Genomic DNA, 14,810 nt, shown 5'->3' with positions numbered 1-14,810 from the left:
ATGACGACTTCCGGCCGTTGGCAGGACGACGTGCTGCGTGAGCTGACCGCAGGCTCGGCCGACGAGGCGCGCGAGCAGCCTGCGCCCGGTGCCGCCCGGCCGCCCTTGCCCGTGCGCGATCCGGACGAGGAGCGTCCCAACCCGGGTCGGCGGTCCCGCGAGCAACACACCACGGGGCCGGTCTCGCGCGGAGACGAGGAGCGGTCCGCTCCGCAGACCCCGGCTCAAGTATCCCCGCGCCCCGCGACCGGGGTTCCGTCGGCGCCGTCGGCCCAGGCCCACCCCGGCACCGGGTCCCCCGCTTCCGGCGTCGAGGCAGTCCCGCAGACCCCGGCGACGCCACCGAACGGCTCCCCCGCTGTACGGCCGCCCCGCCAGGCCCGGCTGCCCATGGCGACGCCCGAGCCGGTGCCGACGCTCGACCCGCGCCTCGCCATAGCGCTCGGTTCGCCCCAGCACGGTGATTCGCTGGTCCGGCGTTCGGGCCGGTCGCTGCGCAAGCTGACCTCGTCGGCCGCGCAGGAGGTCGCCGTGGAGAGTCGGCTGGGCAGCATGGTGCAGCAGCCGGTGACCACGGGCCGGGTGATCGCTGTGACGTCGATCCGCGGTGGCGTGGGCAAGACCACGACCGCCGCACTGCTGTCGCGGGCGTTCAGCCACTATCGGCACGACCCCGTGCTCGCTCTGGAGGCGGACGCCGCCCTGGGCACGCTGCCGGTGCGGATGGGCGCTCAGTCCGTCCGCTGGTCGTGCGTCGAGCTCGCCCGGATCCTCACTCCTTCGATGCAACTGACCGATATCACTGGCTACTTGGTGCCGGTAGCGGACGGCGGCTGGCTGCTGCCCGCCAGTCAGGGGCGGGTGGGCGCACCGCTGGACGTTGCGACCTACCGCACCGTGACGCTCGCGCTGCGGCGTTACTTCGCCGTCACGGTCGTGGACTGCGAGACGTTGCCCGGCGAGGTGGCCCGTACGGCGATGGACACCGCGCACGCGCGTGTGGTCGTCGCCCCGCTCACCGCCGAAGGGGTGGGCGGTACCCGGATCGTCCTGGACTGGCTCGGCGGGCTGCCGCATGCCGCGCTCGCCTCCACCGTCGTGGCCCTCACCTCGAACACACCCGACGCGAACCTCGACCTGAAGGCCGCCACGGCCCATCTGCGGGAAACCGGAGTCACCCTCGTGCATCTGCCCTACGACCGGCACCTGGCCGGTGGCGGACCGATCATGCCCGATCGGCTGGGTGAGACCACGCGCCGCGCTGCCACCCAGCTCGCCGCCGAGGCACTGCAGAGGGCGGTGCGGGTGCGTTGACACAGCAACAGATCCATCGCCCCGCCCGCTCGACCCGTCCGCTGCTCCCGCCGGCGGCCCGCACGATCGAGCCTCCGCCGAACCTGCCCGAAGGCAAGACCGGCAGCCCGGCGACCGCACTGCTGCCGATGGCCGGCGTCATGAGTTCGGTCGTGATGATGACGGTGATCCGCTCCAGCCAGTTCGCGGGCCTGGGCGCCGTCGTGCTCGTCATCGCGCTGCTCGGTGCGGTCGCCCTGTTCCTGTCGCAGCGCGGCAAGGCCCAGCGGCAGCGGCGCGTTCAGCGCGAGCGGTATCTGGAGTATCTGGAGGAGCTGCGTGCGGAGTTGGGCGCAGCCGAGCGCGAGCATCGTCATGCCGCCCGGCTGCTGCATCCCGCGCCCACGGCCCTGTACGACGTGCTACGCGATCCCGCGCGGCTGTGGGAGCGGCGCCGCACGGACACAGACTTCCTCCACGTGCGGGTCGGTGTCGGTGACGTACCCGTGCAGGAGCTGACCATCGGCCAGCAGGCGGTCGGAGGCGTGCTCACCCCGCCCGACCCGTTCATGCTGAACGAGGCACGCGCCCTGCAGGCCCGCTACACCACCGTGTCCGACTATCCGCTGACCGTGCCACTGGACCGCGCCGGGAACGTCAGCGTCGTCGGCGACCGCGCCGGGGTGCTGCGCGTTGCCCGGTCCCTGCTCGTGCAGGCCGCCGTGACCCACGCCCCGGACGACGTCGCCGTCGCGCTCGCCGCCCCCGTGGACCGTATCGAGGACTGGGAGTGGGCGAAGTGGCTCCCGCACGTCCTCGACCCGCAGCAACAGGACGGGGCCGTCGCCGCTCGGCGCATCGCCCCCGGCATGGCTCAGCTGGCTCAGGTGATCGGCACGGATCTGGGACGGCGTGCCTCGTACGCGGCCGAAGTGCGCCGCGGGCTGTCCGACAACAAGGCGCTCGCCCTGACCGACCGGCTACTGGTCCTCAGCGACGCGTACGGGGAAAACGCCGTAGAGCTACCGCGTCCGGACGCCGCCGTCGCCCTGGACGACATGGGGGTCACGGTGCTGCACCTGCTCGCCGAGCAGGTCCACGAACCCGATCACGTCTCCGTACGGATCACCGTCGACGGCGCCCGGGTCACAGTGGAGGACCTGCGCGGAGAGCAGGTCGTACGGACGGACGGGGTCCTCGACCGCACAGGGCTCCCCGATGCCGAGGGCCTCGCCCGGGCCCTCGCGCCGCTGCGCCTGTCCGCCGAGTCCGCTGCCGAGGGCACGCCCGTATCCGGGCCCGTCGACTTCCCGCAGCTGCTCGGCATCGACGACATGGCCGCCCTCGACCCGGCCCGGACGTGGGCGCCGCGCGGGGAACGGGACTTCCTGCGCGTGCCGATCGGCCTGGACGACCGGCACCAACCGGTGCTGCTCGACCTGAAGGAGTCTGCCGAACTCGGCATGGGTCCGCATGGACTCTGTGTCGGCGCGACCGGCTCCGGCAAGAGCGAACTGCTGCGCACCCTCGTACTGGCCCTGGTGACGACGCACGCGCCGGACGATCTGGCGATGGTCCTCGTCGACTACAAGGGCGGTGCCACGTTCGCCCCGTTCGCCGGCCTGCCGCACGTGGCGGGCGTCATCACGAACCTGGAGAACCAAGCCGGACTGGTGGAGCGCGTGCACACCTCGCTGGCCGGTGAGATCAAGCGCCGTCAGCAGGTCCTCAAGGACGCGGGCAACGTCGCCGACATCGGGCACTACCGCACCCTGCGCGCCGCTACCCGGCCCGACCTCGAGCCGCTGCCGCATCTGTTCGTCGTCATCGACGAGTTCGGCGAACTCCTCACCGCGAAACCGGACTTCATCGACCTGTTCCTGTCGATCGGCCGCATCGGCCGCTCCATTGGTGTCCATCTGCTGCTGTCCAGCCAGCGCATCGAGGGCGGCAAGCTCAAAGGGCTGGAGACGTATCTGTCGTACCGGCTCGGTCTGCGCACGTTCTCTGCGGACGAGTCGCGTACGGTCCTGGAGACCACCGACGCCTTCCACCTGCCGCCCCTGCCCGGCTTCGGTTACCTCAAGGTCGACACCTCCACCTACACCCGCTTCAAGGCGGGCTTCGTCTCCGGCGCGTACCGCGGTCCCGTCGTACACGAGAGCACCACCGACGCCGAACCCCGCGCCTGGACGTATCCCGCCTTCAACGCCCCCGCTGCCGAGCCGGGCGAGGACGCGCCGGCGCCGCGTGAGCGCGAGGCCGGGCCGACAGTTCTGGGCGTGGCGGTCGACCGGCTCGCCGGCGCCGCCGAACCTGTGCGCCGTATCTGGCTGCCGCCGCTGCCTGAAGCCCTCACCCTCGACACGGCCGCCGGCCCGGTACAGGCATCCGCGGACGGCCTCCGGCTCAGCGTCGCCGACGGCCCGATGCGGGTGCCGCTGGGTGTCCTGGACGACCCGGCCCGGCAGTGGCAGGGCCCCTGGATACACGATCTGAACACCGCGGGCGGCCACACCGCCGTCATCGGCGGCCCGGCCTCCGGCAAGACGACCCTGCTGCGCACCCTCGCGCTCTCCCTCGCCCTCACCCACACCCCGCGTGACGTCGCCGTGTACGGCCTGGACCTGGTCGGCGGCGGTCTGAGCGCCCTGGCGGACCTGCCGCACGTCGGCGGCATCGCGACCCGCGCCGACCACGAACGCGCCGCCCGCACCGTCGCCGAGGTGCGCGCCATGCTCGCCGAGCGCGAGGAGATCTTCCGCGAACGGGGCATCGACTCGGTCGACCAGCTGCGGGCCCTGCGCGGACGAGGGGAACTTCCCCAACTCGGCTCCACCGACATCGTCCTGCTCATCGACGGATTCGGCGCCTTGCGTGACGACTTCGCCCACCTGGACGACGATGTGGCCGACCTGCTCAAGCGCGGCAGCGGCTACGGCATCCATGTCGTGGCAGGGATGCTCCGCTGGAACGACGTACGCATCGCCACCCAGTCCCTGTTCGGCAGCCGCATCGAACTGCGTCTCAACGACCCGGCCGACTCCTCCGTCGACCGCAAGCTCTCCGCGACCCTGTCGGCGGACACCCCTGGCCGGGCTCTGACGGACGGCAAGCTGTTCGCCCAGGCGGCACTCCCTCGCATCGACGCGCACGCCACGACGGACGGCCTCGGCCAGGCCCTGGAGCAGGCGGCGGCCACCCTGCGCGCCACCTGGCACGGTGAGACCGCCGCGCCCGTGCGGGTGCTGCCGACCAGGCTGCCCGCGCAGCGTCTGCCCTCCACCGTGGCGGAACCGCACGCGATCCCGATCGGCGTCGACCAGGACACCCTCTCCACGACCGTCCTCGACCTGTTCGGCGCCGACCAGCACCTCCTGGTCCTCGGCGACAACGAGTGCGGCAAGACGAATCTGCTCAGGCTCGTCTCCCGCTCCCTCATCGCCCGTTACGACAAGGACGAGCTGGTCTTCGGTGTGTTCGACCCGCGGCGCGGCCTGCGGGGAGTGATCCCGGAGCCGTACCGCGGCGGCTACGCGCACAACGCCGCGCTCTCCCAGGCGCTCGCCACCGGCATCGCCACCGAATTGGCAAAACGCCTGCCGGAGGCCCCCGATCCCGATGCCCTGACCGATGAGCCGTCGTTCACCGGCCCGCGGATCGTGATCCTCGTCGACGACTACGACATCCTCACCGCGGCCGGACAGCAGCCCCTCTCCCCGTTCCTGCCGTACATCTCCTCGGCCCGCGACATCGGCCTGCACTTCGTCGTCACCCGCCGGGTCGCCGGATCATCGCGGGCCCTGTACGAGCCGTTCCTGACGGCACTGCGCGAAACCGGCGCCACGGCACTGGTGATGACGGGCGACCGCACCGAAGGTCAGCTCTTCCCCGGTCTGTACGCCTCCGCCCAGCCGCCCGGCCGCGGCACACTGGTCCGCCGCGGCCGCCGCCACCAGCTGATTCAGACCGCCCTCGCACCCGAGACCGAGCCAACGCAGACACTGACATGACCAGTCGATGGGTTCGCTGTGCCTTTGGCCAGAAGCGTGTGGCTGCTGCAACAACTGATCTGATAGGGATGAATGTCCTGTTGTCAGTGGCGCGTGCGACGCTGAGCAGCGCTGCTGGAACGTATCTGCATTAGACGCAACGGGGGTTGACGTGACGGGGTGGGACATCAGTCCCAGCGGGGTGGAGTCCATTCTGTCCTTGGTGGGTCTTGCGGCCGACGACCTGAGCAAGGACATCAAGGGCTACGGGACGAGCGTCCAGGACGCGGCGGGGTCCGCGGGCACGATCAGCGGCCCGTACTGCGGTGGCCCGCCGGTGGGGCCGGTGGGTGCCGCGGTCGCGAACTTCGTGTCCGACACCGAGGACTCGATCAAGTTCATGGCGGCCCGTATCAAGAAGACGATGGACGGGACGGTCAAGGCGACCGGTGCCTACATCGACGGTGACCTGGCGATGGCCGCCCGGGCCCAACGTGACGCGGCCAAGGCGCCCACACCGGCCGAGCTTCGGGCCGTGGGAGAGCAGACGAAGCACCACGGGGGCGGGGCGTAGTGGACATGATCGAGCCGGGGGGGATACCCCAGTACACCGGCGACTTCAGCGCGTTGTCCAAAGCAGTCACCGAGCTGCGCACACACGCGATCGGCATCCGTAACGCCGGTCAGGACGTCCACTCACGCTTCCAGGCGACGGGCGCTTTCTACAAGGCGCCGGAGGCGGACCAGCTCCTCTCCTCCACCCAGCCGGTGATGGACACGGCGGACGAGTTCGCCGGCCACATCGAGTCCCTGGCCGACGCCTTGGACACTTTCGTCGGCGAAGCGAAGCCGTATGCGGACCGCTTGAAGCATCTGAAGGAGAAGGCGATCGCCTTCGTCGACAGCGTCGAAGGCGACGACGGCTGGACCAAGGACCAGCACAAGGTCGACGAGCACAACGCCCTCATGCACGGCGTGGCGGAAGCCGTCGTGGGCTTTCAGAAGGCGGAGCACAACGCGGCGGTCAAGATCGGTGCCATCAGCCCGGCGCTGTGCCGCCCCGTCGGCGACGAGGGCGGCACGTACGGCATCAGCGTCGACAAGCTCGAGTCCATGCCCGACCTGCCGTGGGGCACTCCCGTTGCCCGCACCTACGACCGCTGGAGCATGGACTGGTGGGGCCACGGCATCAAGAGCTGGGCCTGGGACGGCATCGTCAAGGACAGTCTCTGGGGCGGCTTCGTCGGCCTGGGCACCTTCGAGGACAACCTCCTGGGCGTCAACGGTTCCGACGCACAGCACCAGACCTGGGACGGCCTCAGACGCACCGTCGTCGGTGCCTACGCCTACGGCATGGACGCGGTCGGCGAGGGCGACCACCTCTCGGACTGGCAGCGCGGCAGCGAGGCGTACGCCAAGGAGTTCGGCAAGCAGTTCATCGCCTACGACGAGTGGCACAAGGACCCGGCCCGCGCCCACGCCGTCACCAGCTTCAACATCCTCACCCTGGTCGGGGGTGCCGGCGGGGCGCTCGCCAAGCTGGGTAAAGCTGGCAGATTCGTCGAAGCCGCCAGCACGGTGTCCAAGGTCGGAGGTGCCCTGGATCCGATCTCCGGCGCCGCGAGGGCGGCGAGAGCCCTGTCCGATCTGCCGAAGGTCTCCGAGGTACTGACCAACGTCAGCGAACACCTGCGGCTGCCGAAGACGAGGTTCCCCGACGGCGCCCTGGACGACCTCAGCAACCGCTACAGGGTCGACAAGGACGGCAACTTCATCGCCCTCAAACCCGACGGCACGCCCGACACCGGCCTGGTCACGCACGAGCCTGCCGCCGGTGACCGCGTGGTGCCTGCCCGGCCAGATGATCGAGAACTGGCTGGCGTCGGAGGCCGAGCGCCCGAAGCAACCACCCATGGGGGCGGCAGCCTTTCCCCGCGCGCGAGCCATGACTCGGTTGGTGGTGGCAACGCAAGTCATGAGGCCTCAGGTGCTGGCAACCACGCAGGTGACGCTCACGTCGCTGGGGCGGATCGACATGGAGAGCACCAAAGCGGCGCTGGTGGTTCGATCTCGGAACACCACCATTTGGGTCAGACCGATGCCGGCGGCGGTGACGGGGGAGGGAACTCAGGCGGCGGTCCCACCGGGCATGGGCAAACCCCAGAACCGGTTCCGCCGGGGCCTCTCGAGCTCGGCGGTGAAGCGGAGCGGCGCCTGCGCGAGGCGCTGGACAACATACCCAAGAACAACATCAAGCCGAAGGTGCTCGAGACGGCCATCGGCAGGTTGGCGGAATATCCGGCCGGACGTGAAGTGGCCGATATCATTAGCTCTGGGCACCTGGCCAAGTGTCCCGGGTTTAGGGACGCCATTTCGATGCTCGGATCGAGTAAACCGGATCAATTCCCTCGGGCTATTGACCAGCTTCGCCTTGGTGATGAGTTCTACCGGCGTGGACTCCGCAACATCGAGTTCGAAGTGAAGAACCAATCGATCAAAGCTGATCTCGATGTGCGAGTAACGGATGAGTCAGGGCATAGCTGGGGCTACCAGCTAAAGAGGCTCAATAATCCGAGGAACCCGTTCAACTCCATCTCCAAGCCCGACCACCTTGGCCAGCTCTCCAAGTCGGCGGCCGACCACAAGATCATGCTCGTGGATGGGCAGGGTACTATTGCCGAGTGGGAGCACAGGGGAATTCCGGAGGAACTTCTGCAGGTTCACCGCGGCGAGCACCCGTTCAAGAGTGACAAGGGGCGTGGCATCCTGTTCGTGATCCGACTTGAGGACGGGACGATCGTGATTCCGCCTGGGGCCACAGTTGATCCACGAGGAGTTTTGTGATTACGACGATCGAGCCTGTTGGCAGTTGGTCCTGGGAGACCAAGGTTGCCAGCCCTGGAAGTGGCCTGTTCGTGCGATGCGTACGACAGGCGCTAGATGTGTGGGCGGCTCTTCGGTCATTTGGTCTTGCGGAAGCGGGGGCACAGGCGGACATCACCGTTGGTGCGGCAACCGGCAGTGCAGCAGTGCTGCGAGTGGATCGGGTACCGGTGGAATCCCCTGAAGCCGGAGCCGAAAGTGTACTCCTGGATGCATTGAGTGAACTGGGCGGGCAGAACGTTGGTTGCGTGACGATTGATCTGTCACTCCCTGGGTCGCCTTTGCGTAGCGGTGTGCCGCACTCCGTTCAACAACTCTTCGTCGTATCGATCGACATATGGCCGAGCGGTGCCACGACGACAACTCTGCACACGTTCTCCGATGCTTGGCTTTCGCATGACTTGCGTGGCCATAGGCAGCCTGACGTGCAAAAAGAGAATGCGCCCCGTCTCAAGGCTGCTCTCGCCGCCATCACGGAGCTGATCGGGGCCCCGGTCCAGCCGTGGGACCCCGGTTCTCACGGCGCACCGACAGAGTACGGATTCGAGGATTTCCCGGACGATGATCCAGATCTTCTCGATTCGTGGTACATGTTCGAGGTTCCGCGGCGTACCGAGCGGCTGCAGGAAAAGATCCCGCAGGATGCACCGCGCTATGAAGCAGAGACTTCGGCGCCTGTCGATTTCGTTGACGTGTCGATCAACGGACGAGTCATCGGCTATCTGTGGGCATCCGAGAACGGTGATGCCGCAGGTTACGAGCCGCGAACCCCTGCGGGTCACATTGCAGTCGACGCTGCGGCGGACTGGTTGGCGTACCTGAGTCAGGCCAGGGGGCGTGGGTTGTCCTCGCTTGAGGCTTTGCATGAAGCAATGTACTGGGAGGGCACCGAACGATCCGGCACCGTAGCACCTGGATCGCTGCGGAAAGCCTCGTCGCCGGAGGAAGTGCAGGACCTGTCCGGCCGGGAGTGAGAGTCCACCACGAAGCCCCGTCCCTGGACGCCCTCGAAGAACTCTCCGGCCCGGTACTGAGCGCAGTGGCGTCGTCCCCTCCGACAGAAAGCACCGCATGCCCCAGGACGTCATCGCCCTCACGCCGCAGTTGCCGGACATCAAGACGCTGCTGGCCGCACTGCACGCCGGCGGCCCGGACCTGCGCGTGAACCGGGCAGCTGGGGGATCCGTGGCCCAGTTGTGCACGGACGGCGGAAAGCTCCTGGTCTCCGTGGAGGCCCCCCGCTACCTGCAAGTGCCGGGCGAGACGGAGCGGCTGCTGGGACCTGGCGTTCGGACAGAGGGACCGGTGTGGTGGACCGAGGTGCGGGCGTCCACCGCCGTCGCAGAAGCCAGGCTGCTCGCCGGCTCGGTCGCGGGACGACTGACAACGCTGCTCGGCGGCATCACATGGCCGCCTGAAGCCGCCCACACCGACGTCGTGACCGTCCCGGCCACGGGCGAGGTGACGGTCCCGCCCGCTGACGTGGACGTACTGACCGATGCGGATGTGCTGACTGACAAGGGCGTCATCGTCATCTACGACCGCCCGGTCGTTGCCGCCACGACATGGCTGACCGAGACGGTGCGAACGGTGGCACAGAGCCGACGGGAGCTGTATCTCGTCACGTCCCCCAACACCCGGCTGAGCCTGCCCACCCGCACCGTGCTGGAGCGCATGCCCGCACGCTGGGTCGTACGCCACCCAGACAACGGCTACTACGACGGCCTCTCCGGAGCCGTACTGCGCTGGCACGACGGACGTTTCTCCCCGGCTGCCGACAGCGGCCCCCGGATCGCGGACGCCTTCCAGCCTCCGCTTGGTAAGGGCGGTGAACGGCAGTTGCTGCTGTCCATCCGCACCATCCACCCCGCCCAGGAGCACCTGATACTCGGTGGTGCTCTGGAAGACGCCTGGCAGACCCTCACCGGACTGCCGCCGGCCGGATGGGCCACCGCTGAGCCCGTGAACGTGCCTTGGTCGCCAGGGCAACTGACCGACCTGGCCCGCAGCCGCGCCCGCCAGGCCCAGCCCACCTGGGCTGTCGCCGTCGGAACCGCCGACCGACCCGCGATCGCCACCTTGCGCATCGCTCACACGCAAGGGGGCGTAGAGGAGCACATCACCCTGGCTCTCGGCTACGCCGCCGACGAACGGGCACCGATCGAGCTGCTGCCCCAGCTCGCCGAATCCCTTGCGGCCAGGCACAACCTCGCCACCATGATCAGTGAACTCCGTGCGGCGCGCGCGGACCTGACCACTCCGGCCCACTACGAACCGCCGTCGATCCCGGTCTCTCTCACCCTCGGCCCGGATGCCGTGGCCGACCTCGGCATCAGCCGTGCCCGCAGCGCCCTGCTGGACTGCGTCCCGACCCAACTCGGCCCTGCCACTCGCCCCACCCTCCACTACTCGCTCGGCGACGGCACCGACCCCGCCGCCTGGCAACGTCTGCGGCACATCGACGAGCACCTGAAAGGTGGAAGCGGGGCAGCTACCCGACCGTCCTGACGGCCACCGCCCCATCGGCTCCAGTAGCGGCACAGACGCCTGCCCTGTCTTCCCCGGCAAGCGGTACCTGGACTGTCAGCTCGACGGCCCTGCTCGCCGACCTTGGCATTCCGGCGGCGAATGACGGCCGTCAGCCTCGCCACTCAGTCACCGAACAGGCTCTCCTGGACGTACTCGACGACATTGGCCTTCGGGCGGAACAGGCCCAGCAGCATGAAGGTCCTGGGGTGGGCCGCGATGTTGCCGACGAAGAAGTGGACGGCACGGTCGGGAGTGAACATCGACTCGTACCAGCGCTCCCGCAGCTTGTCCTGCACGGCGTGCTCGCCGTACTTGCGCAGGAACTTGCGGTACGACGCACCGGCCTCCCAGTCCTTCAGCGCCATGTCGTGCGTGGGGCAGTCGGCGTCCGCACAGCGGAACTTGTAGCGGAATTCCAGAGGCACCCACTCAAGCCGGGCCAAGTCCTGCTCGAAGAGGTCGAGTTGGTCGGCCAGCGCCGCCTTCGACTCGGGCCAGGGCTCTGCCGCCGTCAGCCGGAAGCTGACCTCCCTGGGCCGGAACACGCCGAGTGAGGTGCCGTGCTCCTCCTGGTCTCTTTTTATCGCGCACAGGGACGGCGAGACGAGCGGCTCGACGTACTTGTACCGCTGCTTCCAGTCGCCGTCCGCCGGCACCTCGCCCACGATCTTGAGGGTGTCGAGGTCTGGCCGCAGGCTCTCGGGCCGAGAGTCCCGCTTACCGTGCGGCTCGACGTCGACCTCGATGATCGAGTACTTGGAGAACTGAGCCTCCTCCGCGAGAAGCCGGAACGGCACCGGGAAGAGCCGTACGTGCTGTGGTGCGCCCTGGTCCAGGCGTATGCCTGCCACGCAGCTGGTCTCGCGGTACTTGTTGGACAGCTCCGGATACGTCTTGACCGTGATCATGATCGTCGCGCGCTGTCGATTCCCCGATCCCATGGTTGCCCCCCTCCACAGATCTCCCCGATCCGATTGGAGGAGAGGCATGCGCCACTGGCAAGGGCGCGTGCAGGGGCGAGGGATGAAGTCAGGCCAGGGGGATCACGGGCACAGCGGCCCGCTGGCGGACCGTCTCCAGGACGACCTGTCGGTGACAGCGGCTCTCGTCCTTCTCGAAGCACAGCACCGCGACCCGCGACTGCTGGGCGTGCTCTGCCAGGCGGCCGAGATCGGCCTGCGCCTCCTCGGACCGCAGCACATCACGGAAGCGGGCCCGGCCCACGTCCAGGCGGCCGTCCCAGAACGGCGCCCGGTTGTCCTTGGGATTCCCCAGGCCGCGCAGGTGGGTGTACTCGATGCCGGCCTCGGCGAGCGCCTGCCCGAGGCGGGTCTTGCTGAAGCCCTTCTTGCGGCTGATCGGCGTCAGCCTGACGTCCGCTACTACATCGATACGGCTGTCGAGGAGCGAGGCGATGAACGAGTCGATGTCCCGCCCTTCGTATCCGGCGGACCACAGGCCGGGGCTGTCCTTGGTCTCCCGGAACAGATCATCCAGGGAGATATCAAGAGCCTCTGCGACCGCGCCGACGGTGAAGAAACCTGGCTGGATCGCTCCCTCGCCCTCCAGGCGGGCCAGCGTCCTGGTGCTGATGCAGGCTTCCTTGGCGAGCCGCTCCCGCGACCACCCACGGGCTTCGCGCAGTGCCCGAACTCGCCGGGCGAGCGCGCGAGCGTGGTCGTGAGGACGCGCTGAGTGATGGCCTGCCATGTGTCGTGATCCTAATGGCGATTGAGGCGGGCGGGCATGGTGTTCCCGGTCAGTCACGGGGCCGGATTCGCGAACGTTCAGGTCCGAGTGCCCTCAGCTGTCGTACCCCACACTGCCTCACGGGGCACCCTCTGGGAGAAGCCGGCCAAGATCTTCTCCCAGATTTCTCTCAAACGATCTCCAGGAACCACTCAGGGGCCTGATCCACTCTATGGATCAGGCCCCTGACCTGGTACTACAGCGTCGGGGTGGCGGGATTTGAACCCACGACCTCTTCGTCCCGAACGAAGCGCGCTGCCAAGCTGCGCTACACCCCGATGTCGCTGCTCTCGCGGCGACGACGTTTACTTTAGCCCACTGGTGGCTGTAGACGAAATCCGGTTTAGACGCGGTGGCGGACCGGGGTCGGGCGGATGTGGTCCAGGGCCACGAGGAGGACGGCCAGGGCGTACATCGCGAGGCCCAGGAGGAGGGCGTTCGCGAGGGTGCTGCGGTAGCCGTGGGTGGCCGCGTCCAGGAAGGGGTAGAGGTAGCGGGCGGGGTTGGTGGGGGCGAGAAAGGCCCCGCGGAGCAGGTAGAAGGCCAGGTAGGCCAGGGGGTAGAGGAGCCAGGCGGCCGTCCGGCGCAGGCGCAGGCGGGCCGCGGGGGTGAGCAGCAGCCAGTCCAGCAGGGCCGCCACCGGCGTCAGCGTGTGCAGGATCTGGAGGGTCGCCCACTGGCCGTGCCAGCGCACCGGGGCCGTCGTCGCGCCGGTCATGGAGAACGGCGGCGTCGTGTGGGCCAGCAGCAGGTGGTAGACGAGCGCCGAGATCAGGGCGTAGAGGAGTGTGGCGCCAGTCACGGCGGGCGAAAGGGGGCGGCGGGCGCGCCACGCCCTCGACGCCGACAGGAGCATGACGACGGCCAGCAGGATGCCGGTCTGGACGCTGAAGTAGCTCAGAGTGCGCGCCGGGGTGCCGATCAGGAGTTCCAGGGCCACGCCTCCCGCCGCCGCCAGGGCGGTCAGGAGGCGGAAGAGCGCGACCGTGGGACGGCGGACCGGCGCCACCACGGCCGTGGCGGGGACCGGGGAGGGCAGCAGCAGGGGCGGGCCCGGGACCGCGGGCAGGTCCGGGATCTCCCTGGGTATCGGGGAGGTCATGCCCTCACGCTAGGAGCGGGGGAGGGGTGGGGCCATGTGGTGTAGTCCGGGTGGGTTACGTCCCTGATCGCCTGCCGCTGGGCCCGGCCCGGTAGCCCCGGCTGCCGGCTGCCGCCTGCCGTCCGCCGCCAGGGCACGTGCTGCGTGCTGCCTGCCGCCGGGACACGTGCTCCCTGCCGCCTGCCGCCTGCCGCCTGCCGCCTGCCGCCTGCCGCCCGACACGTGCCCCGCCGGGACACGTGCCGCCGGAACGCCTCCCGCCGGAACGCCTACCGCTCCACCAGCGTCAGCAGCGTCGCCTCCGGTGGGCAGGCGAAGCGGACCGGGGTGTAGCGGTTGGTGCCGCAGCCCGCTGAGACGTGGAGGTAGGAGGTGTGGCCGGCCGCCGTGTGGGTGGACAGGCCCTTCACTCGGTCCGTGTCCAGGTCGCAGTTGGTGACCAGTGCGCCGTAGAAGGGGATGCACAGCTGGCCACCGTGGGTGTGGCCGGCCAGGACCAAGGGGTAGCCGTCCGCCGCGTACGCGTCCAGCACCCGCAGGTACGGGGCGTGGACGACGCCCATCGAGAAGTCGTACGTCCCCGAGGGTCCGCCGGCCACCCGGGCGTAGCGGTCGCGCTTGATGTGGGGGTCGTCCAGGCCCGTCAGCTCGATCGACACGCCCTCGGTCTTCAGGACGCCCCGGGTGTTGGTCAGGTTCAGCCAGCCGGCCTCGTCGAAGCCGTCGCGCAGGTCCTCCCACGGGTTGTGGATGACGCCGACCGCCGGCGGGTTGCCGTTCAGGCCGTGCCGGCCGCTCGCCTTCTCCAGCAAGTACCGGGCGGGGTTGCGGAGTCTGGGGCCGTAGTAGTCGTTGGAGCCGAAGACGTACGCGCCCGGGAACTCCATCAGAGGGCCCAGGGCGTCCAGCACCTCGGGCACCCCTTCCGGGTCCGACAGGTTGTCGCCGGTGTTGATCACGAAGTCGGGGCGCAGGCCCGCCAGCGACCGCAGCCACCGCTGCTTCTTGCGCTGGCCGCTCACCATGTGGATGTCGGAGACCTGGAGCACGCGCAGCGGACGCATCCCCGGCGGGAGGACCGGGACCGTCACCCGCCGGAGGCGGAAGGAGCGGGCCTCGAACCCCGCCGCGTACGCCAGACCGGCGGCGCCCGCCGCCATGATTCCCAGGGGTACTCCGTATCGCGCGCGCATGCGTCCATCGTGTCAGACGCGCGGACGCCGACGAGACGGGCCGTCGTTTGGAGCAGTTAAATCAACGGG

10 protein-coding genes and 1 tRNA gene are annotated in these 14,810 nt (G+C 69.1%); 6 read left to right on the top strand and 5 right to left on the bottom strand.

Annotation, left to right across the window (positions count from 1 at the left end; all coding sequences use genetic code 11):
• From ABB07_RS17750 to ABB07_RS17725, 6 genes are all read left to right on the top strand, one after another.
• On the top strand, window positions 1-1,314 hold the full coding sequence (locus tag ABB07_RS17750; RefSeq protein WP_244189404.1) for a nucleotide-binding protein: 1,314 nt from the start codon (window positions 1-3) through the stop codon (window positions 1,312-1,314).
• Window positions 1,311-5,306 (top strand): type VII secretion protein EccCa, encoded by a 3,996-nt coding sequence (eccCa, locus tag ABB07_RS17745; RefSeq protein WP_208899618.1) that lies wholly within the window; start codon window positions 1,311-1,313, stop codon window positions 5,304-5,306. Before ABB07_RS17750 ends, eccCa begins: the two co-directional genes overlap by 4 nt.
• A gap of 151 nt (window positions 5,307-5,457) precedes the next feature.
• A complete protein-coding gene (locus ABB07_RS17740) occupies window positions 5,458-5,859 on the top strand; it encodes a DUF6507 family protein (RefSeq protein ID WP_279617392.1) in 402 nt (133 codons plus the stop codon).
• Window positions 5,859-8,129 (top strand): hypothetical protein, encoded by a 2,271-nt coding sequence (locus ABB07_RS17735; RefSeq protein WP_208899616.1) that lies wholly within the window; start codon window positions 5,859-5,861, stop codon window positions 8,127-8,129. The genes ABB07_RS17740 and ABB07_RS17735 overlap by 1 nt, the downstream gene beginning before the upstream one ends.
• A complete protein-coding gene (locus ABB07_RS17730) occupies window positions 8,126-9,142 on the top strand; it encodes a hypothetical protein (RefSeq protein ID WP_208899615.1) in 1,017 nt (338 codons plus the stop codon). The genes ABB07_RS17735 and ABB07_RS17730 overlap by 4 nt, the downstream gene beginning before the upstream one ends.
• Window positions 9,143-9,239: 97 nt before the next feature.
• Window positions 9,240-10,676 (top strand): DUF6177 family protein, encoded by a 1,437-nt coding sequence (locus ABB07_RS17725; RefSeq protein ID WP_208899614.1) that lies wholly within the window; start codon window positions 9,240-9,242, stop codon window positions 10,674-10,676.
• Window positions 10,677-10,819: 143 nt separating this feature from the next.
• On the opposite strand, the gene ABB07_RS17720 is transcribed toward ABB07_RS17725, so the two are convergent.
• The 5 genes from ABB07_RS17720 to ABB07_RS17700 form a co-directional block, all read right to left on the bottom strand.
• On the bottom strand, window positions 10,820-11,605 hold the full coding sequence (locus ABB07_RS17720) for a hypothetical protein (protein ID WP_208903491.1): 786 nt from the start codon (window positions 11,603-11,605) through the stop codon (window positions 10,820-10,822).
• Window positions 11,606-11,726: 121 nt separating this feature from the next.
• Window positions 11,727-12,407 carry a DUF488 family protein, N3 subclade gene (locus tag ABB07_RS17715; RefSeq protein ID WP_208899613.1) on the bottom strand — a complete coding sequence of 227 codons (681 nt, stop codon included), beginning with the start codon at window positions 12,405-12,407 and terminating at the stop codon, window positions 11,727-11,729.
• Between the two features lie 243 nt (window positions 12,408-12,650).
• Window positions 12,651-12,724: transfer RNA gene (locus tag ABB07_RS17710), tRNA-Pro, on the bottom strand.
• A gap of 65 nt (window positions 12,725-12,789) precedes the next feature.
• Window positions 12,790-13,548, bottom strand: coding sequence for a Pr6Pr family membrane protein (locus tag ABB07_RS17705; RefSeq protein ID WP_208899612.1), 759 nt, complete (start codon window positions 13,546-13,548; stop codon window positions 12,790-12,792).
• 269 nt (window positions 13,549-13,817) lie between these two features.
• Window positions 13,818-14,741 (bottom strand): metallophosphoesterase, encoded by a 924-nt coding sequence (locus ABB07_RS17700; protein WP_208899611.1) that lies wholly within the window; start codon window positions 14,739-14,741, stop codon window positions 13,818-13,820.
• Window positions 14,742-14,810: the final 69 nt, after the last annotated feature.

It is taken from the genome of Streptomyces incarnatus (assembly GCF_001027185.1).
Lineage (GTDB): Bacteria > Actinomycetota > Actinomycetes > Streptomycetales > Streptomycetaceae > Streptomyces > Streptomyces puniciscabiei.
The sequence above is the reverse complement of the archived record's forward strand: the minus strand, read 5'-3'. Positions and strand labels throughout refer to the sequence as shown.

What these genes read in the sequence shown, in the direction of transcription:
- ABB07_RS17750 (WP_244189404.1), top strand. Translation starts at nt 1, where the DNA reads ATGACGACTTCCGGCCGTTGGCAGGACGACGTGCTGCGTGAGCTGACC.
- ABB07_RS17725 (WP_208899614.1), top strand. Translation starts at nt 9,240, where the DNA reads ATGCCCCAGGACGTCATCGCCCTCACGCCGCAGTTGCCGGACATCAAG.
- ABB07_RS17720 (WP_208903491.1), bottom strand. Translation starts at nt 11,605, where the DNA reads ATGATCACGGTCAAGACGTATCCGGAGCTGTCCAACAAGTACCGCGAG.
- ABB07_RS17715 (WP_208899613.1), bottom strand. Translation starts at nt 12,407, where the DNA reads ATGGCAGGCCATCACTCAGCGCGTCCTCACGACCACGCTCGCGCGCTC.
- ABB07_RS17705 (WP_208899612.1), bottom strand. Translation starts at nt 13,548, where the DNA reads ATGACCTCCCCGATACCCAGGGAGATCCCGGACCTGCCCGCGGTCCCG.
- ABB07_RS17700 (WP_208899611.1), bottom strand. Translation starts at nt 14,741, where the DNA reads ATGCGCGCGCGATACGGAGTACCCCTGGGAATCATGGCGGCGGGCGCC.